The organism is Arthrobacter sp. CP30, from assembly GCF_053470025.1.
This window is the reverse complement of sequence record NZ_JBQEMM010000012.1, coordinates 25,757-51,544: the sequence shown is the minus strand read 5'-3', so window position 1 is coordinate 51,544 and position 25,788 is coordinate 25,757. Positions and strand designations below refer to the sequence as shown.

Below are 25,788 nucleotides of genomic sequence, written 5' to 3'. Positions count from 1 at the left end.
ACCACCACCACAACTCCATACAGCACAGTTGTCACAGTTGTAACCACAGACTTACCACCACCAACACCACCCGGACCACCCCACCCCACACCCCTAACGGGCACCAAGGGGTGACACGGACCCCGGGCAGGACACTGGACGGACACGGTAAACAAAGTTACGGCGGTCATAGCGTGGGGGAAACGCCCGGTCCCATTCCGAACCCGGAAGCTAAGACCCACAGCGCCGATGGTACTGCACCCGAGAGAGTGTGGGAGAGTAGGACACCGCCGGACAACACTTCACAGGCTGAGGCCCCACACCACCAGGTGCGGGGCCTCACCCCATTAACCCCACACCTAGCAGCCCGGCACCTAGCAGCCCGGCACCAGCCCGGCACCAGCCCGGCCAGGCCAGCGCCCCACGGGCACCCGGCTACGCCGCCGCAGCCGGCATCGCCCCGCACACAATGGCCGGCCAGCAGCGAAGACCCACGGCTGGCAAGCAGGCAGGGAGGCAAGTGAGCCGCACGGCAAACAACCGATGAGTGGTGAAGCGTGGCTTCGTGGTTCCATAGATAGGCAAGACCTACAGCAAAATAGAGATCCGCCGACGGTACACCGCCGGCACCTGATGAGAGGACCGCGCTGCCATGACTGAGCAGGAGCACACCGCTGGACACGATGCGGAGGCCCGCGGAGCGGACAGTCGAGACGGCGATCGTCAGGAAGGATCCACTCAGCGGGGACGCCACTCCTGGGGTTCCAAAGCGGGCAGGCAGTCGAGCCCTGGCAGGGCGCCTGCAACCGGTCGGTCCGCTGGCGATGAAGGGTCCGCCCCTGCTTCGCCGTCCGCCCGGTCCGACGACCGCGCACATTCAGCCCTGGACAACCCTCGCCGTGACGCCTCCGATGGATCTCGCCGTGAAGCGACCGATGTCGACGGCGGGGAAGGACGCACGCTGTCCGCCGACCGCTCCGACCGGAGCCGCCCCTCACAGGCGTCGCGCCGCCCGGACCGTCCCGCGGACCGTCCCATGGACGCTCCGCCGCTGGGTGGGTCAGGCGACCGAGGCAATGGCGCACAGGGCGAGTCCCGTAGGCCCGCCTGGAAGAGTCAGTCGGACGCCCGGAACGCGAACCGTCGCGACAGCGGCTCCGCAGGTGGCGATCGTGATGATCGACCGAGGGGTGGTTCAGGCGATGGTCGGGCAAGGGCGCCGTACGGCGGGTCCGGCCAGGACAGGCGGCCGGGCTCACGAGACGGAGCGTCGGAGAGTCGGCGTACCGATCGCTTCACGCGTGGATCGGGTCAGGACCGGCGGTCGGATCAGGGAGACACCGGCGGGCAGGGTGCGCACTTGCGTGGCGCCGCGTCGCGCGGGGGCTCGGCCTCCGGTTCGGCTGCTGATCGGCAGGGCACGTACGGCAGCCGTGGCGGCACATCTTCGGGGAAGCCGTCGAACGGCGCGGAGCGTCCTTGGCAGTCGCGGACATCGTCCGCGGGCGATTCCTCCGGCAGGGCTCGTCGACCCTCCCAGGATGGCGGCAGTACCTTCCGTCGGCCCTCTGACAGGCAGGACCGCGGGTCTGCCGGCTATGGACGCAGCGACGACCGGACCGGCCGCAGAGCGGACGACGCCGCGACGGCTCCGCGTGCCCACAATGCCCGTGATCTGCGCAGCGCCAACAGGCCCGACAGGGAGCGTTCGCCCGAGATCGACGAGGACGTCAAGGGTGATGAGCTCGATCGTGTCACCCGCGCCCAGATTCGGAACCTCGAGGAGCGGAGCGCGCTCTGGGTCTCCAAGCACCTCGTGATGGCCGGACGGCTCCTCGATCTCGACCCTGAGCTGGCGTTCCAGCACGCCTTGGCAGCCAGCCGCCGAGGCGGGCGCCTTGCCGCGGTCCGCGAGGCCGTGGGCCTGACGGCATACGCGGCGGGACATTACGGCGAGGCGCTGCGCGAGTTCAGGACCTTCCGTCGCATCAGCGGTTCGAACGTGCACCTGCCGGTCATGGCCGACTGTGAGCGCGGGTTGGGGCGACCCGACCGGGCGCTCGACCTCGCGCGCTCGGAGGAAGCGGAATCCCTGGATGCAGCGGGCAAGGCAGAACTCGCGATGGTCGTGTCCGGCGCACGCTCCGATCTCGATCAGCTCGACGCTGCCGTCGCGGCCCTCGAGATCCCGCAGCTCGACCTGCACCGCGCGTTCGCTTTCAGTCCTCGTCTGTTCCGTGCCTACGCCGATGCTCTCGACGCCGTCGGACGGACGGGCGAGTCGGAGAAATGGCGCCGCCAGGCCCGTGTGGCCGAGAAGGCCCTGGGACTCGAGGATGACCTTGAACCGGACATCATCGACCTCGGTGAGGACGACGAGCCCACCCCTGACCGAGTCCCCAAGGTGGCAGAGGTACTCGCCGGTCCGGCTCGGAAGGCTCACGATTCGACGAACGACGAGGTGGGCCAGGCGCCCAACCAGCAGTCCGGAGGGGACACCGACGAGGGTGCGGGACCGTCGGCACGGAACGAGTCGACCGCCGCGCGGCAGGACGGCGACCAGGACGACGACGTGACGGACGGTCTTCTCGAACACCCGGACGAGGAGTTGGACACGGATCCCACCGAGATGCCGGACGGTGCCGCCGGACGTACGACACAGGACCCAGCCGCCACCACGGCGGCGGTGGACCAGGGCCTCGTGGGCGACGTCTCACTCGATCTGGAGGCAGACCTCGCAGAACCGGGAACCGGCCGCACCATCGGAAGCGCATCGTCCGAGGCGCCTGTCCTGGAGAACAGCTCGCAGGAGACAACGCGGAACCAGGAGGCAGCGCAGGTCCAGGAGCCAGGGGATGACCCGGAGCCGGCAGAGGTTCAGGAGCCAGCGGACCGCGGGGCGATGCCGGAGGAAGCAGCCGGCGACAGTCCCGGGAAGACAGGAGGGACGGACCTGGACGAGGTGCAGGGAGCGGACGACGTCGTTCCTGCAGCGGACGCGATTCCCGCCGGCGAATCGGCACCACGGGTCGAACCGCTCCAGACCGAGATGCTGTTCAGCATGGACGCACTGGGCGGAACCCGGATCGAGCCGTCTACCGACGACGCCGACACCGCGTCGTCGGCCGGGACTCCCGCCGTCCGGTTCTCGGCCGGTGAGGCGCCGGACAGTTCGCTGAGCGACAGCTCCTCGGGAGCCACTGCACCGCAAGACTCAGAAGATGCAGCAACGGGCGCCGCAGTGCAGGACGGGCCGGCGCAGGACGCGCAGGACGTCCCGCCGGCGGCCGAAGCCCCGGCGACCAGTGCCAAAGCCAGGCGGACGCCGAAGACGACGGCGAAAACGGAGGACGCAGCGGATGAGTGAGCGGTTGATCGATGGTTTCGACGGGGTGCTGTCCGATCTCGACGGCGTCGTCTATGCGGGGCCCAACGCCATTCCCGGGGCCATCGAAGCGCTGGATCGGCTCGCGGGGGAGGGCAAGAGCCTCGCCTATGTCACCAACAACGCCTCCCGGTCCTCCGCGCAGGTTGCCCAGCACCTGCGCGAGATCGGTGCACCCGCAACCGCGGAGCAGGTCTTCGGCTCGGCACAGGCCGGCGCCGAGCTTCTCGCCGCGCAGGTCCCGCCGGGGTCGGCTGTGCTCGTCGTCGGCAGTCAGACGCTCGCGGACGCCGTGCGGGCGCAGGGGCTCTCCGTCGTCGGCTCCGCCGACGACGGGCCGGCCGCCGTCATCCAGGGATTCTCCCCGACCCTCGGCTGGAAGGACCTCGCCGAAGCAGCGTACGCGGTGACCGCGGGTGCCACCTGGGTGGCGACGAACACCGATATGTCGATCCCGCAGGAGCGGGGGATCGCCCCCGGCAACGGCACGCTCGTCGCCGCCGTCGCCGCGGCGACCGGCAAGCAGCCGCTCGTCGCAGGAAAGCCGGGCGCCGCCCTCTTCGAGACGGCCGCCCGGCATTCGGGGGTCGATCGTGCCCTCGTGGTCGGTGACCGCCTCGACACCGACATCCTCGGTGGGAACCGTGCCGGCATGGCCACGGCGCTCGTCCTGACCGGCGTCGACACCGTGCGGACGGCGCTCGGCGCGACGGTGGAGGAGCGCCCCACGTACCTCATCGCCTCGCTCGCCGACCTGTACGAGGAGTATCCCGCGGTCGCGCAGGACGGGGACATCTACTCGTGCGGGAGGTCCACGGCTCGCGTGGTCGGCGGTTCGGTCAGCATCAGTGGCAGCGAGGACGACGTCGACAGCTGGCGTGCCGCGTGCGCAGCCTGGTGGGCCACCCACCCCGCCCACGACCCCGAGCAGCCTCCGGCGGTCGATGTCGTCGCTGCCCGCTAGGGTTGGGGACGGTTCGCCGGCGGACCGCTGCAGGACAGATGGATGAAGGACGAGTGGGAGCAGAACAGGAGGAGCCCGTGCACCATGACGGCGCCGACGCGCAGGCGGAGACCGGCTCCAGCACGTCGTCGACGGGGGATCTGCTGGTCGACGACGTACTGGGCTCCCTCGACCGGTTGGCAGAACTTCCCGTCGACGATCATGCCGCCGTCCTCCTCGAGGTCCACGATCGGCTCGGCGGCGTCCTCGCGCCCGAGCAGGCCCTCCGCCCGGGCGGAGTCCATGGCGCGCCTTGACCAGGAACTCGTGGTCCGCGGTCTCGCCCGCTCGCGGTCCCATGCAGCGCAACTCATCGCCGCCGGACGGATCACGCGGAACGGCGCCCTCGCGGCCAAGTCCTCCGTCTCCACCGGTCCGGCGGACGTCCTGCTCGTCCAAGGCGACGGTGACGACTTCGTCAGTCGGGCGGGGACGAAGCTCGACGGCGCCCTGCGGGCCTTCCCGGACGTGCTGGTCGAGGGTCGGCGCTGCCTCGACGCGGGGGCCTCGACAGGAGGATTCACCGACGTCCTCCTGAGGCGCGAGGCACGCGAGGTGGCGGCGGTCGACGTCGGACACGGCCAACTCGTGCAGCATCTGCGCGACGATCCGCGCGTCCAGGTGTTCGAGGGCATGAATGTGCGTCACCTGCTTCCCGGTGACATCGGTGGCCCGGTACAGCTCACGGTCGCCGACCTGTCCTTCATCTCCCTGCGCCTGGTCATGGCGGCCCTCGCGGGTGCCACGGAGACAGGCGGAGACCTGCTGCTCATGGTCAAACCGCAGTTCGAGGTGGGCCGCGGGGGGCTGAACCGGCTCGGGGTGGTGACGGAGCCCGCCGCCCGCCGTCGCGCGGTGGCCGGAGTGCTCCGCAGCGCGCTCGGGTGCGGGCTCGACGTGGGCGGGGTGGCGCTGAGCCGTCTGCCCGGGCAGGACGGCAACCTGGAGTACTTCGTGTGGACAAAGGTGCCCCACGAGGGTTTGATGCCTAGGATCGAGGGGGAACTGGACCGGCTGACCGAACAGGCCCTCCCCGGCGGCGATCTGTTCGGACCACCCGACCGTTCCACCGATCAGACGGAGCTCGATGAGTAGACGAATCCTGGTGCTCGCGCATACCGGCCGCAGGAACGCGATGATCGCGGCGCAGGAGGCGTGCACACGCCTCCACGACCTGGGACTGCAGCCGGTCATGCGTCCCGAGGAACTCGCCGACATCCAGCGCGAGTACGGCGAGCTCGCTGCGCCCGCCCAAGTGCTCGGTGACGACGTGGCCTTCGGCGACGTCGAGCTCGTGATGGTCCTCGGCGGGGACGGCACCATCCTGCGCGCGGCGGAGCTCGTCCGCGAAGCCGACATACCCCTGCTCGGGGTCAATCTCGGGCACGTCGGCTTCCTCGCCGAGAGCGAGCGTGCCGACCTCGAGGAGACCGTCCGCTGGGTCGCCGAACGCAGCTACACGGTCGAGGAGCGCACCACCATCGAGGTGCTGGTCTGGCACGGGGACACCCTGCTCGGCACGAACTGGGCGTTGAACGAGGCCGCCGTGGAGAAGGCGAACCGCGAACGCATGATCGAGGTCGTCATGGAGGTCGACGGGCGCCCGGTCAGCTCCTTCGGCTGCGACGGCGTCGTCCTCGCCACGCCCACGGGCTCCACGGCCTACGCGTTCTCGGCGAGCGGACCGATCGTGTGGCCGGAGGTCGAGGCGCTCCTGATGGTACCCATCAGCGCGCACGCCCTGTTCGCCAAGCCGCTCGTCGTCGCTCCCACCTCGGTGCTCGCCGTCGAACTGCTCGCCCGCACCGACGCCACCGGCATCCTCTGGTGCGACGGGCGGCGGAGTATCGACCTGCCGCCCGGCGCCCGGGTCGAGGTCCGGCGCTCCGAGCATCCCGTACGGCTCGCCCGAACACGGCACACACCCTTCTCGGAGCGGCTCGTGCGCAAGTTCGAGCTCCCCATCCAGGGCTGGCGCGGCCCGATCAGGCATCAGGACGGCGGGACGCCATGATCGAGGAGATGCGGATCCGCGACCTCGGCGTCATCACCGATGCCACCCTGAACCTCGGGCCCGGCCTGACCGTCGTGACCGGCGAGACCGGTGCGGGCAAGACCATGGTGATCACGGCCCTCGGGTTGCTGCGGGGCGCGAGATCCGACGCCGGCGCCGTCCGGCTGGGGGCAGCGTCCGCCTCCGCCGAGGCCGTCCTCCGGCTGGATCCAGCGAGCGGTGCCGCACGGCGGGCTGCCGAGGCAGGTGCTGCCCTCGAGGAGTACGACGGCGCCGCTGAACTGATCCTCGCGCGGACGGTGACGAGTGAGGGGCGCAGCCGAGCCTATGTCGGGGGCCGCGCGTCACCCGTGGGTGTCCTCGCAGAGCTGGGCGACCAGCTCGTCGTCGTCCACGGACAGTCCGACCAGTTGCGGCTGAAGAGCGCTCCGGCCCAGCGCCAGGCCCTCGACAAGTTCGGAGGCAGGCCGGTCGAGGACGCGATCCGTGACTACACGGCGACCTTCGGCCAGTGGCGGGACGCCCTCGCCGAACGCGACCGGCTGCGCAGCGAGGCCCGTGAGCGGTTGCGTGAAGCCGAAGGTCTCGAGGCAGCCCTGACGGAGATCGGCGACGCCGACCCGCAGCCGGGGGAGGACGCTGCCCTGAAGGCCGAGTCGATGCGGCTCGGCAACCTGGAGGAGCTGCGGACAGCTGCGCTGGTGGCCCATCAGGCGCTCGTCTCCGAGGACATCGGGGCGAGTGCCGATGCCGTGTCGCTGGTCGACGAGGCCAAGCGCCAGCTCGAGGCGGTCGCGGAGCACGACGCCGATCTCGGGAAGCTGGCGGAGCGGCTCGCCGAGGTCGGGTACCTGCTGGCGGACATCTCCGCCGAACTCGCCGGCTACGGGACGTCCCTCGACGGGGAGGGCGCCGGCAGGCTCGAGGAGGTGGAGTCGCGCCGGGCCGCCCTCTCGGTCCTGGTGCGGAAGTACGCACCGACGATCGACGAGGTGCTGGCGTGGCAGGAGGATGCCGTGAAGCGGCTCCTGGAGCTCGGTAGCGACTCCTCCCGCGTGGAGGAGCTCGATGACGAGATCGAGGACCTCGACCGCCGCGTCCACGACCTGGGCGAGGCCCTGTCCGTGCTGCGGCGGACCGCTGCCGAGGATCTCGCCCACCGGGTCAGCGATGAGCTGACGGCCCTCGCGATGCCGGATGCGCAGCTGATCATCGACGTCACAGCGGCGGAGTCACTGACGATCCATGGTGCCGATGACATCTCCTTCATGCTCCAGCCCCATCCCGGATCGGCACCGCGGGCCCTCGGCAAGGGCGCCTCGGGCGGTGAGCTCTCACGCGTGATGCTGGCGATCGAGGTCGTCCTGGCCGCCGTCGATCCGGTGCCGACCTTCGTGTTCGACGAGGTGGACGCCGGTGTCGGCGGCAAGGCCGCCGTCGAGATCGGGCGTCGCCTCGCGATGCTGGCGGAGCACGTGCAGGTCATCGTGGTGACGCACCTGCCCCAGGTCGCGGCCTTCGCGGCGCGTCATATCCGCGTCACGAAGAACGTGTCCCGCGACGGCGAGGGGGGCGGCGTGACGGCCAGCGACGTCGAGGTGCTGCCCGACGACGAGCGGGTCCGCGAGCTGGCGAGGATGCTCGCCGGCCAGGAGGACTCGGCCTCCGCTCGGGCCCATGCCGAGGAACTCCTGGCCGATGCGGCCCGGACCGTCGCTCGGTGATAGCCTTGAACTCCGTGGCGCAGCAAACAAACTCCCGGTTCCTCAAGTCCGCAACGACCAAGCACATCTTCGTGACCGGCGGCGTGGCCTCATCACTCGGCAAGGGACTGACGGCATCCAGCCTGGGTCACCTCCTCCGGGCGCGCGGCCTCTCCGTGACGATGCAGAAGCTTGATCCCTACCTCAATGTCGATCCCGGCACGATGAACCCCTTCCAGCACGGCGAGGTGTTCGTCACGGACGACGGCGCCGAGACGGATCTGGACATCGGTCACTACGAGCGGTTCCTCGACGAGAACCTCGACGGCTCGGCGAACGTGACGACGGGTCAGGTCTACTCGACGGTCATCGCGAAGGAGCGCCGGGGCGAGTACCTCGGTGACACCGTGCAGGTCATCCCGCACATCACCGACGAGATCAAGCGCCGCATGCGCCTGCCGGCCGAGGGTGCTCCCGGCAAGAAGGCCCCGGACGTGATCATCACGGAGATCGGCGGCACGGTCGGCGACATCGAATCGCAGCCTTTCCTCGAGTCCGCCCGACAGGTCCGGCAGGACGTCGGACGGAACAACGTCTTCTTCCTGCACGTGTCCCTGGTCCCGTACATCGGGCCATCCCAGGAGCTGAAGACCAAGCCGACGCAGCACTCCGTGGCGATGCTGCGCTCCATCGGTATCCAGCCCGATGCCATCGTGATCCGCTCCGACCGCGAGGTCCCGGCGGCGATGCGCGAGAAGATCGGCCGCATGTGCGACGTCGACATCGACGCCGTCGTGAACGCGGCCGACGCCCCCAGCATCTACGACATCCCGAAGACCCTGCACGCGCAGGGGCTCGACGCGTACATCGTCCAGGCGCTCGGCCTGAAGTTCAAGGACGTCAACTGGACCAAGTGGAACAAGCTCCTCGAGGCCGTGCACAACCCCAAGCACCACGTCGAGGTGGCGCTCGTGGGCAAGTACATCGACCTCCCGGACGCCTACCTGTCCGTCACCGAGGCCCTGCGTGCGGGCGGTTTCGCGAACAAGGCGAAGGTGACCATCAAGTGGGTCCCGTCCGACGAGTGCCAGACCCCGGAGGGAGCCAGCAAGGCGCTCGACGGCGTCGACGCGGTCTGCATCCCCGGCGGGTTCGGCATCCGGGGCCTCGAGGGCAAACTCGGAGCGCTGACCTATGCCCGCGAGAACAGAATCCCGACCCTCGGCCTGTGCCTCGGGCTGCAGTGCATGGTCATCGAGTACGCGCGGAACGTCGTCGGGCTGGAGGGTGCCTCCTCGAGCGAGTTCGAACCCGACACCACGTACCCGGTCATCGCCACCATGGCGGAGCAGCTCGAGATCGTCGCCGGTGAAGGGGACATGGGTGGCACGATGCGCCTGGGTCGCTGGGAGGCCAAGCTGCAGGAGGGCTCCGTCATCGCCGGCACCTACGGGAAGACCACGGTCTTCGAGCGGCACCGGCACCGCTACGAGGTGAACAACGAGTACCGCGAACAGATCGCCGAGGCGGGCCTCGTGTTCTCGGGGACGACGACGGACGGAAAGCTCGTCGAGTTCGCCGAGCTGCCCAAGGACGTCCACCCGTACTACGTCTCCACCCAGGCCCACCCGGAGCTGAGCTCGCGGCCCACGCGTCCGCACCCCCTCTTCGCCGGCCTCGTGAAGGCGGCGCTCGAGCGCCGCGGCGCGAAGGTCTGACCGTGCAGGTGTCCGGGGACGACCGTGCGACCTTCAGCGACGAGCAGAGCCCCCGCCGGCTGATCGACGCGTCGACGGTCTACGAAGGGCTTGTGTGGGACGTCGTCAGCGAGCAGTTCAGCCTCACGGAGGACGGCGAGGCGATCACACGCGACTTCATCCGCCACCCCGGGGCCGTCGCCGTCCTGGTCCTGAACGACGACGGCCAGGTGCTGCTGATCCGTCAATACCGGCACCCGGTGCGCATGGCGCTCTGGGAGATCCCGGCCGGCCTGCTCGACGAGGAGGGCGAGGACTTCGTGGACGCGGCGGCGCGTGAACTCGCCGAGGAGGCGGACCTCACCGCCCGCCAGTGGCACGTCCTGGTGGACCTCTTCCTGTCCCCGGGCTCGTCCTCCGAGGCGCTGCGCATCTACCTGGCCCGCGGGATCGGTGACGTGCCCGAGGCCGATCGCCACACGCGCACGCACGAGGAGGCGGAGATCGAACTCCGGTGGATGGATCTCGACGACGCCGTCAGCGCGGCCCTCGAGGGTCGGATCCACAGTCCGTCCGCCGTCGCGGCAGTTCTCGCGGCCCGCGTGGCACGGGAGAACGGGTTCATCGATCTGCGCCCGGCCATGACGCCGTGGCCGGAACACCCGAGCCAGCACTCCACGTGGCCGCGCGGCGCCGTGCTCGAGATCTGACCACCATGGCGGACCAGGCACCTGTCGACGAGGACGGGCCGCTGTCGACGCTGCTCCGGAACTACCTGCAGCACATGTCCGTGGAGCGGGGCCTGTCCGTCAACACGCTCGAGGCGTATCGCCGGGACCTCCGCCGCTATGCCGCGTTCCTCCGGACCAGGGACGTCGGTGATGCTACCGCCGTGACGCGGCACGACGTATCGGCCTTCGCCCAGGCTGTCGTCTCCGGCGACGACGGCTTCGCGGCACTCAGTCCACGGTCGGCGGCACGGACGATCGTCGCCGTCCGCGGGTTGCACCGGTTCTGGGCGCTCGAGGGTATCACCGAGGGAGATCCGGCCCGGGACGTCCACCCGCCGATGGCGGGGCAGCGGCTCCCGAAAGCCATCCCGGTGGCGGAGGTCGTCAGGATCCTCGAGTCCGTGGACACCTCGACCTCCACCGGTCAGCGGGACCGGGCGCTGCTGGAGTTCCTGTATTCCACCGGAGCCCGGATCAGCGAGGCCGTGGGGCTGGACGTCGACGATGTCTCCGTCAGCGACGCGCAGGACCTCCCGGCCGTCGTCCGGCTGACCGGCAAGGGCTCGAAGGAACGACTGGTCCCGGTCGGGTCCTACGCGGCTCGGGCGGTGGACGGCTACCTCGTCCGCGGCAGGCCCCTGCTCGCCTCGAAGGGCACGGGAAGTCCTGCCCTCTTCCTCAACATGCGCGGGGGGCGCCTGAGCCGCCAGAGCGCCTGGAGCATCCTGAAAGCGGCCACCGAACGCGCGGGTGTGACCCGCGACGTCTCCCCGCACACACTGCGCCACTCGTTCGCGACGCATCTGCTCGAGGGGGGCGCGGACGTCCGGGTGGTGCAGGAGCTGCTCGGTCACGCCTCCGTCACCACCACGCAGGTGTACACCCTGGTCACGGCCGATACGCTGCGCGAGGTGTACGCCGCGGCGCACCCGAGGGCCCGTGCCTGACGTCGACGTCCCGGACGGCGATCCGGCGACCGGCGTGCCCTCGTCCGGCGCTGTGATGCCAGACGGGAGGCTGCCTGGCCCCACCGCGTCCGGAGTGTCCCGCGAGTGGTCGACGATCGACGGCGCAGCCTACAGGCGTGTCGTCCTGTGCTTCCTGTTCCGCCCGTCGTCCACGGGTCGGGAGGTGCTGCTCGGCCTCAAGCGGACCGGTTTCGGGACGGGGAGGGTCGTGGCGCTCGGCGGCAAGGTCGACGGCGACGAGTCCGACCTCGACGCCGCGGTCCGCGAGGTCGAGGAGGAGAGCGGGATCGCCCTGCGGCCGTCGGACCTGCGGTATGCGGGCCGGATCAGCTGGTCCTTCCCTGCCCGGCCGGACTGGAACATGCAGTCCGCACTCTTCACGGCCGAGGCCGGACACAGCGTGCCCGCCCCGTGCGAGGAGATCGAGCCGCGCTGGTATCCGGTCGACGCGATCCCTTGGGCCGCCATGTGGAAGGACGCGCCGCATTGGCTTCCGGAGCTCCTGGCCGGAACCCGCGTCGAGGCGCACATCGAGATGGCGGCGGACAACGATGGGGTCGCGCGGGCGACGATCAGCTGACGCGACCCTCCACGGCGACGGGTCGGCTGACGCTACCCTCAGCGGGTGTCGATCGCCCGGCCGGACCCTCCGCCGGCGCGACCCCGCGCCTGCCGAGCCTGACGGGCGGGCGCCGGCCCGGCGCCAGCCCGGCGACGGCCCCCGGGGTCAGCCGACGTGCCGCTCCTCGGGACCGTTGTACAGGCTGAGCGGCCGGATGAGCGAGTTCGAGGCCACCTGCTCCATGACGTGTGCCGTCCAGCCGGTGATGCGGGCCGCGATGAAGAGCGGGGTGAACATCTCCGTGTCGAAACCCATGAGGTGGTAGGTGGGCCCGGCCGGGTAGTCGAGGTTCGGCTTGATGCCCTTGGCTTCGTCCATCGCCGTCTCCAGCCCCGAGTAGAGGCCGAGGATCTCGCTGCGTCCGTAGTACTCGATCATCGCGTCGAGGGCGGACTTCATGGTCGGCACGCGGGAATCGCCGCTCTTGTAGACGCGGTGCCCGAAGCCCATCACCTTCTTCTTCGATGCGAGGGCGTCCTCCATCCATGCCTTGGCCCGGACGGCGGCGTCCTCGGCGCTCTCGTCCTCGCGGATGCCGATCTCCTCGAAGGTGTGCATGACGGCCTCGTTGGCTCCGCCGTGCAGGGCTCCCTTCAGGGCGCCGATCGCCCCGGTGACCGCGGAGTGCAGGTCCGCGAGGGTGGACGTGATGACCCGCGCGGTGAAGGTCGAGGCATTGAAGGAGTGTTCGGCGTAGAGCACCATCGAGACGTCGAAGGCGTGGACCACCTCCACGGGTGCCTCCTCCCCGAACGTCATCCAGAGGAAGTTCGCCGAGTAGCCGAGGTCGTCGCGCGGCTCCACGAGCGCCTGTCCGCGCCGGCGCCGCTGGTCATAGGCGACGACGGCGGGGAAGGCCGCGAACAGCGTGGCGGCCTTCTCCATGTTCGCGTCGACCGAGTTGTCGCCGGCCAGGGGGTGGCTCGCCCCCATGACGGACACGGCGGTGCGTGCCACGTCCATCGGGTGCGCGGTCGCAGGGAGCAGGTCGATGGCGGCGATGACCTGCTCGGGCAGGGCGCGGTGGGCACGCTCGAAGGCGTCGAACTCCTGCCGTTGCGCGGCGTCCGGCAGCTCGCCGTTCCAGAGGAGATAGGCCACGTCCTCCATGTCCCGGTGGCCGGCCAGCTCCTGGACGGGGTAGCCCCGGTAGAGCAGGGAGTTGGATTCGGGATTCACCTTCGAGATCGCGGTGTGGTCGACGACCACTCCGGCAAGGCCCTTGTGGATCTCTGGTTCTGTCACGATTGCTCCTCCTGTGCATCAGATCCTGCGGGTGCGGGCGGGGCGGCGGATCTGCTGCCCGGTACCTCGAAGTCGAAGATGGACGAGTCGAACCGGTTGTAGCCCTCGTAGTCCACGAGGTCGTACAGCCGGCTGCGCGTCTGCATCCCCTCCACGGCGGGTTGCTGGGTGCCGTGAAGTCGGATCGTGTCCAGCGTACGCTCGGCGGCGCCCATCGCACTGCGCAGGAGCGTGACCGGGTAGATCACCATGCTCACCCCGACGTCCTGGAGCTGCTCCGCCGTGAAGAGATCGCTCTTCCCGAACTCCGTCATGTTCGCGAGGATCGGTACGTCCACGGCATCCCGGATGGCACGGAACTCGTCCAGGGTCCGCATCGCCTCCGGGAAGATCGCGTCCGCGCCGGCCTCGACCAGTGCACGGGACCGGTCCTGTGCCGCCCTGAGGCTGTCCGTGCCTCGGATGTCGGTCCGCGCCATGATGAGGAAGTCGGGGTCGCGGCGTGCGTCGGCGGCGGCCCGGATGCGCTTGACCGCGGTGTCGAGGTCGACGACGTTCTTGCCGTCGAGGTGACCGCACCGCTTGGGGTTGAACTGGTCCTCGATGTGGCAACCGGCCAGGCCTGCGTTCTCGAGTTCCTGTACGCTGCGGGCCACGTTCATGGGCTCGCCGAAGCCGGTATCGGCGTCGACCAGGCAGGGCAGGTCCGTCATCCGGGCGATCTGTCCGGCCCGCTGCGCCACCTCGGTCAGCGTGGTCAGGCCGATGTCGGGGAGCCCGAGATCAGCGGCGATCACGGCGCCCGAGATGTAGACGCCGTCGAACCCCTTGTCCTCGATCAGCCGGGCCGAGAGGGGATTGAAGGCACCCGGGAACTGCTGGAGGCGGCCCGAGGCCAGCCCGTCGCGGAGGGCGCGTCGTTTCTGGGGGGCGGTGACGCTCGAATACAGCATCCCGGCCCTCCTACAGGAGTCCCTGCGGCATCGCGACCGCATCGAGGTGGCCTGGACGGGCGACGACGTTGAGTTGCCCGAGCGATCCTGCGGGCAGGTCCGGGAGCTGCTCGACGGCGGCGAGGAAGCGCTCGAGTTCCGCGTCCTCGACGATGCCCGCGGCGAGCATGCGCAGCTTCGCGATGTAGTCGGCACGGGCGAAGGGGCGGGCGCCGAGGGGATGCGCATCGGCGACGGCGATCTCGTCCGTGATGACCGTCCCGTCGGTCAGGGTGATCTCGACGCGGCCGCCGAAGGCTTTCTCGGCGATGTCGAGCGAGTGGTAGCGCCGCGTCCACTCCGGGTCCTCGACCGTGGTGACCTTGTGCCAGAGGGCCACTGTGTCGGGGCGGGCGGCGCGTTCGGGCGCGTAGGAGTCCTCGTGGTGCCAGCGGCCGTCCTGCAGCGCCACGGTGAAGATGTAGGGGATGGAGTGGTCGAGAGTCTCACGCGAGGCGGTGGGCTCGTACTTCTGCGGGTCGTTGGCACCGGACCCGATGACGTAGTGCGTGTGGTGGGAGGTGTGGATGACGACGGCCGCGACGTTGTCCGGGTCGGCCACCTCGGGGTGGGCACCGTGGAGGCGCCGTGCGAGGTCGATCCAGGCCTGCGCCTGGTACTCCGCCGAGTGCTCCTTGGTGTAGGTGTCGAGGATGGCCCGCTTCGCCTCGCCCCGGGTGGGGAGCGGCACCTCGTAGGCGGCGGTCGGGCCGTCGAGGAGCCAGGCGATCACGCCGTCCTCGCCCTCGTAGATGGGTGTGGGGGAGGTCTGTCCGCGCATCGCCCGGTCGACCGACTCGACGGCCATCTTGCCGGCGAAGGCCGGTGCGTGCGCCTTCCAGGTGGAGATCTCGCCCTTGCGGGACTGGCGGGTGGCTGTCGTCGTGTGCAGGGCCTGGCCGACGGCGTGGAAGATCACGTCGGCCTCGAGGCCGAGCAGGGTGCCGATGCCTGCTGCAGCAGAAGGGCCGAGGTGTGCCACGTGGTCGATCTTGTGCTCGTGCAGGCAGATCGCCTTCACGAGGTCCACCTGGATCTCGTAGCCCGTGGCGATCGCCCGGAGCAGGTCCCGGCCCGAGGCGCCGGTGTGCTGCGCCGTGGCGAGGATCGGCGGGATGTTGTCCCCGGGGTGGGAGTAGTCGGCGGCGAGGAAGGTGTCGTGGTAGTCGAGTTCACGCACGGCCACCCCGTTGGCCCAGGCGGCCCACTCCGCGGACACGGGCTCCGTGACGCCGAAGACGGCTGCGCCGCTGCCGTGGACGGACACGGGATGACTGAGGGCCTGCGCACGCGCGGCGACGACCGGCGCCCGGTTCAGGGAGGCGATGGCGACGGAGGCGTTGTCGATGATGCGGTTGATGACCATGTCCGCGACGTCGTCGGTGACCTCGACGGGGTCGGTGGCCACCTCGGCGATCTTCCAGGCGAGCTGGCCGGTCTTCGGGAGGTTCTCCTCGCTGCGGTGGACGCGGACGGGGTGCGATTCAACCATGGTGTACCTTTCGTGGATCTCGGAACGGGGTGGGAGGCGACGCCGGGGCGACGGGCGGATCGAGGAGGTGCTGCAGGCTGGTGTGGAGGTGGACGCGCATGGCGGCCTCGGCGAGGTCGGCGTTCCCGGCCGCGACGGCGAGAGCGATCTGCTCGTGTTCGCGGGCGGAGGCGAGCAGCCGCGCCGGATGGTCACGGGCGAGCCGCCGGACCCGGGCGAGGTGCGTCCGGATGGATTTCTGCGCCTGGTACAGGTAGGAGTTGGCGGCTGCTTCGTCGATCGCCCGGTCGAGCCGGGCCGCGAGCGCGTAGTAGTCCTCGTGCCCGCCACCGTGCTCGAGGCTCTGCCCGGCGGAGCGGAACTCCGTGGCCAGGGCATCGAACACCGCCGCCGATCCCCGCACGGCGGCAAGGCGCACGGCCGCGCATTCCAGCGGCAGCCGGACGTCGAAGAGATCGGCCACCGCGTCGAGCGAGATGGCGGAGACCACGACGCCGCGCCCGGCATGCGGCGTGGCCAGTCCTTCGGCGACGAGCCGTGAGAGGGCTTCGCGCAGTGGCGTCCGGGAGACGCCGAGGCGTGCGGACTGCTCGACCTCGGCCAGCACGTCGCCGGGAGCGAGCCGCCACTCGAGGATGTCCGAGCGGAGGAAGGCGTAGGCGCGGTCACTCGCTCTCACACCGACCTCCGCCTGTTCGTCGTCGCCGGGGCGCAGCCCGGCCTTCCGCTTGAATGTATACACGGAGCCCCCCAGAAGCAAGGGTCGCGAGCCCAGGCTCAGGACCGCTGGCGTGTCGTGTATACAGGAGCCGTTGAAGCAGCTCAGGGCCCGTGATACTCTCCTCTCCACGCGCAAGGGAGGGCGAGCATGGCTGCAGCAGGGATGGACGCCGGAGGCGGTACCCCGGGGAACGAGTACACGGCGCTGCACGTCGAAAGCCTCGCCGATCCCGAGCGGTTCTGGCTCGCTGCCGCGGAAGCGGTCGACTGGTCGGCCGCACCCACCTCGGCACTCGACACCACGTCCGCGCCCCTCTACCGGTGGTTCCCCTCCGCCACGCTCAACACGAGTCACAACGCCCTCGATCGCCACGTCGACGCGGGACACGGCACGCGGACGGCACTCGTGTACGACTCCGCGATGCTGGGTCTGCGCCGCAGCTACACCTACGCCGAGCTGCGGGACGAGGTGGCGGTCTTCGCGGGCGTCCTCGCCGGGCTCGGCGTCGGCAAGGGTGACCGCGTCCTCGTGTACCTGCCGATGGTCCCCGAAGCCGTGATCGCCATGCTGGCGACGGCGCGCCTCGGGGCGGTGCACTCGGTGGTGTTCGGGGGATTCGCCCCCGCCGAACTCGCCGCGCGCATCCGGGACGCCGGACCAGCGGCGGTGGTCACCGCGACGGGCGGCTTCGAGCCGGGTCGCCGCGTCGAGTATCTGCCGGCCGTCCGGGAGGCACTCGCGCTCGCCGGCAGCGGGGGGACGCCCGTGGTCGTGAAGCATCGTGATGGCTTCGACCACAGGGCCGGGACGGATCCGGATGACGTGTCCGGAGACGGCCGTTCCTCCTCGACCGGCTCCTCGACCGCCGGTGGTGACGCGCCGTGGGTCGATTGGGACGACGCCGTCGGGCGGGCCGAGCCGGTCGCTCCCGTCGACGTGGCGGCGACCGATCCGCTCTACATCCTCTACACCTCCGGCACCACCGGCTCCCCGAAGGGCGTGGTGCGGGACAACGGCGGGCACGCCGTCGCGCTGGCCTGGTCCATGCGGAACATCTACGGCATCGGCCCGGGCGACGTCATCGTGACGGCGTCGGACGTCGGCTGGGTCGTGGGGCACTCCTACATCGTCTACGGGCCGCTCCTGGCGGGCGCGACGACGGTGCTCTACGAGGGCAAGCCGGTGGGGACGCCCGACGCGGGTGCCTTCGGCAGGCTGATCGAGGAGCACCGAGCAAAGGTGCTCTTCACCGCGCCGACCGCCCTGCGCGCGATCCGCCGGGCCGATCCCGAGGGCTCGGCGCTCCGCGGCCACGACCTGTCCTCCCTCGATTCGCTCTTCTCCGCCGGTGAACGCCTCGACACCGGGACTTCCGCCTGGATCGGTGGCGTCCTCGGTGTTCCGGTCGTGGACAACTGGTGGCAGACGGAGACCGGCTGGCCCATCTGTGCCAATCCGCGGGGGTTCGGTGGCGTCCCGCTGAAGCCGGGGTCGCCGTCGCTGCCGTCGCCCGGCTTCGACGTGGCCGTCCTGGACGAGAGCGGTGCGCCCCTTCCCGCGGGGCTCGAGGGCAGCATCGCCCTGCGCCTCCCGCTCCCGCCGGGCACCCTGACGACCCTCTGGGGCAGCGATCAGCGGTACCGCGAGTCCTACCTCGAGGCGTTCGACGGCTACTACTCCAGCGGGGATTCCGGCTACCTGGACGAGGACGGCTACGTGTTCGTCATGGGACGCACCGACGACGTCATCAACGTGGCCGGGCACAGGCTCTCCACCGGCGCCATCGAGCAGGTCATCGCGCAGCACCCCGCCGTCGCCGAGTGCGCGGTCCTCGGACTCCACGATCCGCTGAAAGGCCAGCGCGCCAGCGGCTACGTGGTCCTGAAGGCAGGCTCGACCATCGACGCCGAGACGCTCGAAGCGGCCCTCGTACACCTGGTGCGCACGACCATCGGACCCGTTGCGGACTTCCGTTCGGCCGTGGTCGTCGATGCGCTGCCGAAGACGCGCTCGGGCAAGATCCTGCGCAAGACCATGCGCCAGATGGCCGCAGGGGAGCAGTACGCCGTCCCGTCCACGATCGAGGATCCTGCCGTGCTCGATGCGCTGGCCCCGCTGCTGCGGCCGACGTCCGCGGACTGACGGTCGCCCGGGCAGCCCGACCCGGTGGGGGAGCGGGACGGGCGTCAGCGCCCGGTGGTGGTCCGCGCCCAGCTGTACTCGAACTCAGGGCGTCCCCGCGTGCCGTAGCGCGGTGTCCTCAGGACGGACCGCTGATCGGCGAGGTGTTCGAGGTAGCGCCGCGCGGTCACCCGTGACATCGACAGCGCCTCCGAGACCTCGATGGCGGTGGTCGGGGCGGACTGCTCCTTCAGATGGGCCGACACGGCGCGCAACGTCTCACCGGAGAGTCCCTTGGGGAGCGCCGCGGACGCGACGGTGCGCAGTGAGGCGAAGGCCTGGTCCACCTCGGCCTGCGTGGTCGCCGTCGCCTGGTCGACGAGGCTCTGCCGGAACTCTTGGTAGGCACCCAGCTTCTCGCTGAACGCCGAGTAGGTGAACGGCTTGATGAGGTACTGGACGATCCCCGACGAAATGGCCGAGCGGACCACGTGCAGGTCGCGCACCGCAGTGATGGCGATGATGTCGATCGGGAGGCCCAGCCCGCGCACCCTGCGGATGATGTCGAGCCCGTGGACGTCCGGCAGGTTCATGTCGAGCAGCATGAGGTCGACGGGCGCGCCGGCCTGCCCCGCGGTGTCGCCCACGAGCTGCAGGAAGGCGGCGAGCTCCGCACCGCTCCGGGCGACCCCGGCGAGCTCGAAACCGTCGAGGCGGCGCACGTACTCCGCGTGCGCGTCCGCGGCCACGGGATCGTCCTCGACGACGAGGACCCGGATGGCGGTCATGCCCGACCGCCACCGGACGCGGGGCGCGCGCCGGTACCATCGGGTGCGGCCTCGAAGGCTCGTGAGGTGCTCAGCGGGCGAGCAGCGGCACCCGAGGGAGCCGAGGGACCTGTGGGAACCGGTCCGTCCGCCGGTTCGGCGGGTGCAGGGTAGGGGAGCCGGATCGTGAAGCGGGCACCGCCGTCGTCCGTGTCCGTCACCTCCACCACCCCGCCGAAGCGCCGGACGGCCTGGCGGACGAGCGCGAGGCCGATCCCGCGCCCGGCCCCCTGTACCCCCTGGCCGACGACCCCCGTCCGGCTGTGCATCCGGCCGGAGGTCACCCCACCCGTCCTGCCCCTCTGCGGGCCGCCGTCGTGCTTGGTGCTGTAGCCGAAATCGAAGATCTTCGCCTTCTCGGAATCGGGCAGGCCGTGACCGCTGTCCTCCACGACGATCTCGAGGTACGGCGCGGTCCCCTCCGGCGCGAGACGTGTCACGGAGAGGAGCACGCGTGGTTCCTCGGAGGCCGCAGCCTCGTCGAAGGCGTTGTCCAGCAGGTTGCCGATGATCGTGACGAGGTCCACGGGATTGAGGGCACCGGCCTGTGCGTCATGGCCGATCTCCGAGATCAGCTCGATGCCGCGCTCGTTCGCCTGAGCCGCCTTGCCGACCAGCAGCGCCGCGATGAACGGCTCGTCGACCGCCCGGACCACCTCGTCCGTGAGCCGCTGCGACTGCTGCAGGTCCCTCGTCGCGAAATCGAGCACGTCCGCACTCCTGCCGAGTTCCACGAGCGACACGATGGTGTGCAGGCGATTGGCGTGCTCGTGGGTCTGCGAGCGCAGGGCGTCGGTCAGCGTGCGCATCGTCTCGACCTGCCCGGTCAGTGCCTCGATCTCCGTGTGGTCCCGCAGGGTGGTCACCGTGCCCAGAACGGTCGGATGGTGTGAGGCGCGCCCCGCGGGAGCCGGTGGTACGGCGGGTTCCTGGTTCACCACGAGGACCCGGCTGTCGGTCAGGTGCACCTCGTCGTTCGCCCTCCGCCCCGACGCCAAGAGCTCGCGGAGCGACGGCGGCACGGCGAGGTGCGACGCCGGCACCGGCTCCTGCGTGCCGTCGAGCCCCAGCAGCCGCGCAGCCTGGTCGTTGTAGAGGACCAGTCGGCCCTCGGCATCGGTCAGCAGGAGGCCCTCCCGGACCGAGTGGAGGACGGAGTCGTAGAACACGAAGGTGCGCGACAGTTCCGCCGGTCCCATGCCCAGCGTCGCGTCGCTCAGGCGTCGGCTGAGGAGGAAGGACGCGAGGGCGCCGACCGCGAGCGCACCGAGCGCGATCGACGCGACGAGCGGCAGCTGGGCGTTCCGGGCGATCGCCGCGCGGTCCACCGTGATACCGGCCGCGACCATGGCCCGGACGGTCCCGTCGCCGCCCACGATCGGCACGATCGACCGGATCGACGGCCCCAGGGTGCCGGCGTACGTCTCCGTGTGGGTCCCGCCGGCGAGGGCCTCCGCCACCGACCCGATGTACGGCTTGCCGATCTGGTCGGGGTTGCGGTGGGTGTAGCGGGTCCGGTCCGTCGCCATGATGGTGATGAAGTCCACGCCGAGCCGGTCCATGACGCCCACGGCGTAGGGCTGGAGGACGGACGAGGGATCCGGGCCCTCCACGGCCTCGAGGACGGCAGGATCCAGCGCGATCGTCGTGGAGACGGCGACCATGCGCTCGGCCGCCGCGTCGTCCACGCCCTGCGCCGCATCGACGTACAGGATCACGGACAGCGACGCGGACAGCACCAGGATGAAGACGAGCTGAACGAGGAAGTACTGCCGTGCGAGGCTCCATCGACTCACGCGGGGATCCAGCTCCTTCGGGGTTCGTGGGGCACCGGGCGGGTACCGGCGCACGCGGGTCCATGACCAGTATGAACTCAATCGTGATGCGCATCACGCGCGGTGCGATGATCAGGAGGAAGCACCCAACACTACGCTCCCCGGTAGGACCCCGCAGCCGAAGAACGACCTCCGGCGGCCGGCGCCGCCGGGCGGCCGGACACCCAGGGAGAACACCATGGCTATGGCGCCATCGCGGTCCGACAACGGACCCGCCAAGACCCGCAAACGGGTCGACAAGACCCATTTCCTCTACATCGCCGTGATCGCGGCGGTGATTCTCGGCGCGATCCTCGGCCTGGCGGCCCCGGAGTTCGCCAAGTCGCTCAAACCGCTCGGAACGGGCTTCATCAACCTGATCAAGATGATGATCGCACCGATCATCTTCTGCACGATCGTGCTCGGGGTCGGGTCCATCGCGAAGGCCGCGACGGTCGGCAAGGTGGGCGGGCTCGCACTCGGGTACTTCATGGTCATGTCGACCTTCGCCCTGGCGATCGGCCTCGTGGTCGGCAACCTCATCCAGCCCGGCGAGGGACTCGACATCTCGTCGTCGACCTATGAGCTGCCGGCGACTGCCGAGGGTGCACCCGAGGGGACGGTCGGCTTCCTGCTCAGCATCATCCCCACCACCCTGCTCTCCGCACTGACGGGTCCGAGCATCCTGCAGACCCTGTTCGTGGCGCTGCTCGTCGGGTTCGCCCTCCAGAAGATGGGCTCCGCCGGCAAGCCGGTCCTCCGCGGCATCGGCCACATCCAGGCACTCGTCTTCCGGATCCTCATCATGATCATGTGGCTCGCACCCATCGGTGCGTTCGGTGCCATCGCCGCCGTCGTCGGCGAGACCGGCGTCCAGGCCATCGTCAGCATGGCGACGCTCATGATCGCCTTCTACATCACCTGCGCCCTGTTCATCGTCGTCATCCTCGGCGGCCTGCTGAAGATGGTCACCGGGGTGAACATCTTCAAGCTCATGAAGTACCTGGGCCGTGAGTACCTGCTCATCTTCAGCACCTCGTCCTCCGAAGCGGCGCTTCCCCGCCTCATCGCCAAGATGGAGCACCTCGGGGTCTCCAAGCCCGTCGTCGGCGTCACCGTCCCCACGGGCTACTCCTTCAACCTGGACGGCACCGCGATCTACCTGACCATGGCGGCGCTCTTCGTCGCCGAGGCCCTCGGCAAGCCCCTGGCCCTCGGCGAGCAGATCTCGCTCCTGGTGTTCATGATCATCGCCTCCAAGGGAGCGGCCGGGGTCACCGGAGCGGGCCTCGCGACCCTTGCCGGTGGCCTGCAGTCGCACCGCCCGGACCTGGTGGACGGCGTCGGCCTGATCGTCGGCATCGACCGCTTCATGTCCGAGGCCCGCGCGCTCACCAACTTCACCGGGAACGCCGTGGCGACGGTCCTCATCGGGACCTGGACCAAGGAGATCGACCGGGCCCGCGTGGATGACGTGCTCGACGGTCGCGAGCCCTTCGACGAGAGCACGATGACCACGGACCACCGCTTCGACAATGACGAGAACGACGTCGAGGATGGCGCCGAGGCCCACACGGAGGCCGCCGTCCGCGGGACCACCGCTCGCTGATTGCGCGCCACTCCGGGCCGTCCGCCCGACCACCCGACGACGGCGGTGCCCTGGAGCTCATCCAGGGCACCGCCGTCGTCGTTCCCGCGGGGAGCGGTGCATGATCCGGGTGCATCCGGGCCCCGTCCCGGGCGTCCGGTGTCCCGCTCGTCCTCCCACCAAGGACCCCCTGAGTGGTCGTCCCGGACGCGGCGGGGAAAGGAACGTTCGACCTCAGGTTGAGGATCAAGGCTCGTCACCCCGGGACCCCCACCTCCGCGGTGCCCCTCCCGGGCGTTGTACGGTTGACCAAGAGAAACGCCGCCCGGCCCCCCTTCCCGGCCGGCGTGCACCGGATTCGATGGAAGCGTGGAGAAACAACGTGAGTACTGAACAGGGTTCCACTCTGCCCGGCGCAGCGGACACGGAGCTCGGTCCGACCGGCCGGCCCGTGACGGAGTTCCCTGAACCCCCCGTCCTCGAGTCCCACGGCCCGGCGCGGGTCATCGCGATGGTTAACCAGAAGGGCGGCGTCGGCAAGACGACGTCGACCATCAACCTCGGCGCGGCGCTCGCGGAAGCCGGCCGCAAGGTCCTGCTCGTCGACTTCGACCCGCAGGGCGCGCTCTCCGCAGGCCTCGGCACGAACCCGCACGAGCTGGACGTGACGGTTTACAACGTGCTGATGGACCGCAAGGTGACCATCCACGACGCCATCCAGCACACCGCGATCGAGAACATCGATCTCCTGCCGGCCAACATCGACCTCTCCGCCGCAGAAGTGCAGCTGGTGAACGAGGTGGCACGCGAGCAGGTGCTCGACCGCGCCCTGCGGAAGGTCGCGGACGACTACGACGTCATCCTCATCGACTGCCAGCCCTCGCTCGGCCTCCTGACCGTCAACGCGCTCACTGCGGCCCACGGCGTCATCATCCCGCTCATCTGCGAGTTCTTCGCCCTGCGCGCGGTGGCCCTGCTGGTCGAGACCATCGAGAAGGTCCAGGACCGGCTGAACCCGCGCCTGCAGATCGACGGGGTCCTGGCCACCATGTACGACGCCAGGACGCTCCACAGCCGCGAGGTCATCGCCCGGCTGGTCGAGGCCTTCGGCGACAAGGTCTTCGAGACCGTGATCAAAAGGACCATCAAGTTCGCCGACGCGACCGTCGCAGCGGAGCCGATCACGTCCTACGCCGCCAACCACTCCGGCGCGGATGCCTACCGGCGGCTCGCGAAGGAGCTCATCAGCAGGGGCGGAGCACCCTAGTGCCGGCGCGCACCGGGTCCGCCCGGGCCCGGTAGGTGACCGGGATGGCACGCGCGAAGGCGGCCACCGCTCCGACGACGGCGGCTCCTGCCGCCGTGTTCGCGGTGCAGCTGACGAATTTCAGCGGGCCCTTCGATCTGCTGCTGAACCTCATCTCGCGACGTGAGCTCGACATCACCGAGATTGCCCTCGCCCAGGTGACGGACGAATTCATCGCGCACATCCGCCGCATCCAGGCGGCCGAGGGCGAGTGGAAACTCGACGAGGCGAGCGAGTTCCTCGTGGTCGCAGCGACCCTGCTGGACCTCAAGGCGGCGCGGCTGCTGCCCTCCGGCGCGGTCGAGGACGAGGAGGACATCGCCCTGCTCGAGGCCCGCGACCTCCTGTTCGCCCGGCTGCTGCAGTATCGGGCCTTCAAGGAAGTGGCCCGCCACCTCGCGCAGCGGCTCGAGGAGGAGGACGCGAGGCATCCTCGCGACGTCCCCCTCGAACCGCACCTCACCCGGCTGCTGCCCGAGCTCATCTGGAAGCACACGCCCGCGGACTTCGCCGCCCTGGCCGCGAAGGTCCTCGCCCCACGGCAGGAGCAGCCGTCCGAGGTCGGGATCGAGCACCTGCACGCCCCGGCCGTCAGCGTCCGGGACCAGGCGGTCATCCTGCAGGATCTCCTCCTGACGAGGGGTCCGCTGTCCTTCCGGCAGCTCACCGAGGACGCCGGTTCACGGTTGGTGCTGGTGGTGCGCTTCCTCGCGCTCCTCGAACTCTTCCGCGACGGGGCGATCTCCTTCGACCAGGCAGCCCCGCTCGCCGAACTGCTGGTGCGGTGGAGTGCCGAGGACGGGCACTGGTCCGCGGAAGCGCTGACGAGCGACTTCGAGGCGGAAGGGTTCGATTCGGAGGGGAACGCGGAGGGGAACAGCGACGCACCCGACGGTGGGCAGGGCCCGCGGTCCGCGGGGGAACGGGAGGCGCAGGATGACTGAGCCTGGACCCCCCGCAGGGGATGAACCCGTGCCCGACGTCGATGTCCTGCCCGGCGGGATCCGGGGCGCCGTCGAGGCGATCCTCATGGTCGCGGACCGTCCCGTGACCGACGAACAGGTGGCCGCGGTCCTCGGGCGGCCGACCGCCGAGGTGCACGGGGTCCTCGTGGACCTGCAGCGGGAGTACGACGGCTATACTGGATCAGGCCTCCAGAGCACCGAACCATTTGAACCGCGCGGTTTCGAACTCAGGAACATCGCCGGCGGGTGGCGGATCTTCTCCCGGACGCACTTCGCGTCCGTTGTCGCCGACTTCGTTCTCGATGGCCAGACTGCCCGGCTCTCACAGGCAGCACTCGAGACACTGGCGGTCATCGCGTACCGCCAACCCGTCTCCCGTGCCCGGGTGTCCGCCATCCGGGGCGTCAACGTCGATTCCGTGGTCCGTACGCTGCTGCAGCGGGGGCTGGTCGTCGAGCAGGAGACCGATCCCGAGACCGGAGCGGTCCTCTATGGGACCACCATCCTCTTTCTGGAAAGATTGGGACTCGGCAGCGTCGACGAACTGCCGCGGATCGCCCCCCACCTTCCGGGCCTCGAGAGCCTGGCGGAGTACGACGAGACGACGTACTGAGG

21 protein-coding genes and 1 rRNA gene are annotated in these 25,788 nt (G+C 70.0%); 15 read left to right on the top strand and 7 right to left on the bottom strand.

Features of this window, described 5'->3' with window-relative positions:
- Window positions 1–158: 158 nt before the first annotated feature.
- From rrf to ACTIMO_RS14610, 3 genes are all read left to right on the top strand, one after another.
- Window positions 159–275 (top strand): 5S ribosomal RNA (gene rrf / locus ACTIMO_RS14620).
- A gap of 1,064 nt (window positions 276–1,339) precedes the next feature.
- A complete protein-coding gene (locus ACTIMO_RS14615) occupies window positions 1,340–3,346 on the top strand; it encodes a hypothetical protein (RefSeq protein WP_448182864.1) in 2,007 nt (668 codons plus the stop codon).
- Complete coding sequence (locus ACTIMO_RS14610) at window positions 3,339–4,328, top strand: HAD-IIA family hydrolase (RefSeq protein WP_448182863.1); 990 nt, start codon at window positions 3,339–3,341, stop codon at window positions 4,326–4,328. Before ACTIMO_RS14615 ends, ACTIMO_RS14610 begins: the two co-directional genes overlap by 8 nt.
- On the opposite strand, the gene ACTIMO_RS14605 is transcribed toward ACTIMO_RS14610, so the two are convergent.
- Window positions 4,325–4,612 carry a hypothetical protein gene (locus tag ACTIMO_RS14605; protein ID WP_448182862.1) on the bottom strand — a complete coding sequence of 96 codons (288 nt, stop codon included), beginning with the start codon at window positions 4,610–4,612 and terminating at the stop codon, window positions 4,325–4,327. The two genes, ACTIMO_RS14610 and ACTIMO_RS14605, sit on opposite strands and share 4 nt — an antisense overlap.
- On the opposite strand from ACTIMO_RS14605, the gene ACTIMO_RS14600 reads away from it, so the two are divergent.
- Genes ACTIMO_RS14600 through ACTIMO_RS14570 form a run of 7 tightly spaced genes read left to right on the top strand, consistent with a single transcriptional unit; the run spans window position 4,611 to window position 12,060 of the window.
- Window positions 4,611–5,462 carry a TlyA family RNA methyltransferase gene (locus tag ACTIMO_RS14600; protein ID WP_082471661.1) on the top strand — a complete coding sequence of 284 codons (852 nt, stop codon included), beginning with the start codon at window positions 4,611–4,613 and terminating at the stop codon, window positions 5,460–5,462. The genes ACTIMO_RS14605 and ACTIMO_RS14600 overlap by 2 nt on opposite strands.
- Window positions 5,455–6,381 carry an NAD kinase gene (locus ACTIMO_RS14595; protein ID WP_448182861.1) on the top strand — a complete coding sequence of 309 codons (927 nt, stop codon included), beginning with the start codon at window positions 5,455–5,457 and terminating at the stop codon, window positions 6,379–6,381. Before ACTIMO_RS14600 ends, ACTIMO_RS14595 begins: the two co-directional genes overlap by 8 nt.
- Window positions 6,378–8,105, top strand: coding sequence for a DNA repair protein RecN (gene recN, locus ACTIMO_RS14590; RefSeq protein ID WP_448182860.1), 1,728 nt, complete (start codon window positions 6,378–6,380; stop codon window positions 8,103–8,105). The genes ACTIMO_RS14595 and recN overlap by 4 nt, the downstream gene beginning before the upstream one ends.
- Entirely contained in the window at window positions 8,102–9,802 is a 1,701-nt protein-coding gene (locus ACTIMO_RS14585) for a CTP synthase (RefSeq protein WP_422391673.1), read from the top strand. Before recN ends, ACTIMO_RS14585 begins: the two co-directional genes overlap by 4 nt.
- 2 nt (window positions 9,803–9,804) lie before the next feature.
- Complete coding sequence (locus ACTIMO_RS14580; RefSeq protein WP_448182859.1) at window positions 9,805–10,491, top strand: NUDIX domain-containing protein; 687 nt, start codon at window positions 9,805–9,807, stop codon at window positions 10,489–10,491.
- Between the two features lie 5 nt (window positions 10,492–10,496).
- Window positions 10,497–11,459 carry a site-specific tyrosine recombinase XerD gene (xerD, locus tag ACTIMO_RS14575; RefSeq protein ID WP_448182858.1) on the top strand — a complete coding sequence of 321 codons (963 nt, stop codon included), beginning with the start codon at window positions 10,497–10,499 and terminating at the stop codon, window positions 11,457–11,459.
- A complete protein-coding gene (locus ACTIMO_RS14570; RefSeq protein WP_448182857.1) occupies window positions 11,452–12,060 on the top strand; it encodes an 8-oxo-dGTP diphosphatase in 609 nt (202 codons plus the stop codon). The genes xerD and ACTIMO_RS14570 overlap by 8 nt, the downstream gene beginning before the upstream one ends.
- Before the next feature lie 147 nt (window positions 12,061–12,207).
- On the opposite strand, the gene ACTIMO_RS14565 is transcribed toward ACTIMO_RS14570, so the two are convergent.
- Genes ACTIMO_RS14565 through ACTIMO_RS14550 form a run of 4 tightly spaced genes read right to left on the bottom strand, consistent with a single transcriptional unit; the run spans window position 12,208 to window position 16,510 of the window.
- On the bottom strand, window positions 12,208–13,347 hold the full coding sequence (locus tag ACTIMO_RS14565) for a bifunctional 2-methylcitrate synthase/citrate synthase (protein WP_448182856.1): 1,140 nt from the start codon (window positions 13,345–13,347) through the stop codon (window positions 12,208–12,210).
- A complete protein-coding gene (gene prpB, locus ACTIMO_RS14560) occupies window positions 13,344–14,300 on the bottom strand; it encodes a methylisocitrate lyase (protein ID WP_055773573.1) in 957 nt (318 codons plus the stop codon). The genes ACTIMO_RS14565 and prpB overlap by 4 nt, the downstream gene beginning before the upstream one ends.
- A gap of 10 nt (window positions 14,301–14,310) precedes the next feature.
- Window positions 14,311–15,831, bottom strand: a complete 1,521-nt coding sequence (locus tag ACTIMO_RS14555; RefSeq protein ID WP_448182855.1) for an MmgE/PrpD family protein — start codon at window positions 15,829–15,831, stop codon at window positions 14,311–14,313.
- Window positions 15,824–16,510 carry a GntR family transcriptional regulator gene (locus ACTIMO_RS14550; RefSeq protein WP_448182900.1) on the bottom strand — a complete coding sequence of 229 codons (687 nt, stop codon included), beginning with the start codon at window positions 16,508–16,510 and terminating at the stop codon, window positions 15,824–15,826. Before ACTIMO_RS14550 ends, ACTIMO_RS14555 begins: the two co-directional genes overlap by 8 nt.
- A gap of 189 nt (window positions 16,511–16,699) precedes the next feature.
- On the opposite strand from ACTIMO_RS14550, the gene ACTIMO_RS14545 reads away from it, so the two are divergent.
- Window positions 16,700–18,694, top strand: coding sequence for an AMP-binding protein (locus ACTIMO_RS14545; protein ID WP_448182854.1), 1,995 nt, complete (start codon window positions 16,700–16,702; stop codon window positions 18,692–18,694).
- Between the two features lie 44 nt (window positions 18,695–18,738).
- On the opposite strand, the gene ACTIMO_RS14540 is transcribed toward ACTIMO_RS14545, so the two are convergent.
- Complete coding sequence (locus ACTIMO_RS14540; RefSeq protein WP_055773570.1) at window positions 18,739–19,461, bottom strand: response regulator; 723 nt, start codon at window positions 19,459–19,461, stop codon at window positions 18,739–18,741.
- A complete protein-coding gene (locus tag ACTIMO_RS14535) occupies window positions 19,458–21,296 on the bottom strand; it encodes a sensor histidine kinase (RefSeq protein WP_422391680.1) in 1,839 nt (612 codons plus the stop codon). Before ACTIMO_RS14535 ends, ACTIMO_RS14540 begins: the two co-directional genes overlap by 4 nt.
- 223 nt (window positions 21,297–21,519) lie before the next feature.
- Here ACTIMO_RS14535 and ACTIMO_RS14530 point away from each other — a divergent pair, with 223 nt between their 5' ends.
- The 4 genes from ACTIMO_RS14530 to scpB all read left to right on the top strand — a co-directional run bounded on the left by ACTIMO_RS14530 (window position 21,520) and on the right by scpB (window position 25,786).
- Complete coding sequence (locus tag ACTIMO_RS14530; RefSeq protein ID WP_055773568.1) at window positions 21,520–22,923, top strand: cation:dicarboxylate symporter family transporter; 1,404 nt, start codon at window positions 21,520–21,522, stop codon at window positions 22,921–22,923.
- A gap of 361 nt (window positions 22,924–23,284) precedes the next feature.
- Window positions 23,285–24,169, top strand: coding sequence for a ParA family protein (locus ACTIMO_RS14525; RefSeq protein WP_055773566.1), 885 nt, complete (start codon window positions 23,285–23,287; stop codon window positions 24,167–24,169).
- A 44-nt stretch (window positions 24,170–24,213) separates the two neighbouring features.
- Window positions 24,214–25,152: a segregation and condensation protein A gene (locus ACTIMO_RS14520; RefSeq protein ID WP_448182853.1), complete on the top strand. Its 939-nt coding sequence runs from the start codon at window positions 24,214–24,216 to the stop codon at window positions 25,150–25,152.
- Window positions 25,145–25,786, top strand: a complete 642-nt coding sequence (scpB, locus tag ACTIMO_RS14515; RefSeq protein WP_448182852.1) for an SMC-Scp complex subunit ScpB — start codon at window positions 25,145–25,147, stop codon at window positions 25,784–25,786. Before ACTIMO_RS14520 ends, scpB begins: the two co-directional genes overlap by 8 nt.
- Window positions 25,787–25,788: the final 2 nt, after the last annotated feature.

What these genes read in the sequence shown, in the direction of transcription:
- ACTIMO_RS14610 (WP_448182863.1), top strand. Translation starts at nt 3,339, where the DNA reads ATGAGTGAGCGGTTGATCGATGGTTTCGACGGGGTGCTGTCCGATCTC.
- ACTIMO_RS14600 (WP_082471661.1), top strand. Translation starts at nt 4,611, where the DNA reads ATGGCGCGCCTTGACCAGGAACTCGTGGTCCGCGGTCTCGCCCGCTCG.
- ACTIMO_RS14605 (WP_448182862.1), bottom strand. Translation starts at nt 4,612, where the DNA reads ATGGACTCCGCCCGGGCGGAGGGCCTGCTCGGGCGCGAGGACGCCGCC.
- ACTIMO_RS14595 (WP_448182861.1), top strand. Translation starts at nt 5,455, where the DNA reads ATGAGTAGACGAATCCTGGTGCTCGCGCATACCGGCCGCAGGAACGCG.
- recN (WP_448182860.1), top strand. Translation starts at nt 6,378, where the DNA reads ATGATCGAGGAGATGCGGATCCGCGACCTCGGCGTCATCACCGATGCC.
- xerD (WP_448182858.1), top strand. Translation starts at nt 10,497, where the DNA reads ATGGCGGACCAGGCACCTGTCGACGAGGACGGGCCGCTGTCGACGCTG.
- prpB (WP_055773573.1), bottom strand. Translation starts at nt 14,300, where the DNA reads ATGCTGTATTCGAGCGTCACCGCCCCCCAGAAACGACGCGCCCTCCGC.
- ACTIMO_RS14555 (WP_448182855.1), bottom strand. Translation starts at nt 15,831, where the DNA reads ATGGTTGAATCGCACCCCGTCCGCGTCCACCGCAGCGAGGAGAACCTC.
- ACTIMO_RS14545 (WP_448182854.1), top strand. Translation starts at nt 16,700, where the DNA reads ATGGCTGCAGCAGGGATGGACGCCGGAGGCGGTACCCCGGGGAACGAG.
- ACTIMO_RS14540 (WP_055773570.1), bottom strand. Translation starts at nt 19,461, where the DNA reads ATGACCGCCATCCGGGTCCTCGTCGTCGAGGACGATCCCGTGGCCGCG.
- ACTIMO_RS14530 (WP_055773568.1), top strand. Translation starts at nt 21,520, where the DNA reads ATGGCGCCATCGCGGTCCGACAACGGACCCGCCAAGACCCGCAAACGG.
- ACTIMO_RS14520 (WP_448182853.1), top strand. Translation starts at nt 24,214, where the DNA reads ATGGCACGCGCGAAGGCGGCCACCGCTCCGACGACGGCGGCTCCTGCC.
- scpB (WP_448182852.1), top strand. Translation starts at nt 25,145, where the DNA reads ATGACTGAGCCTGGACCCCCCGCAGGGGATGAACCCGTGCCCGACGTC.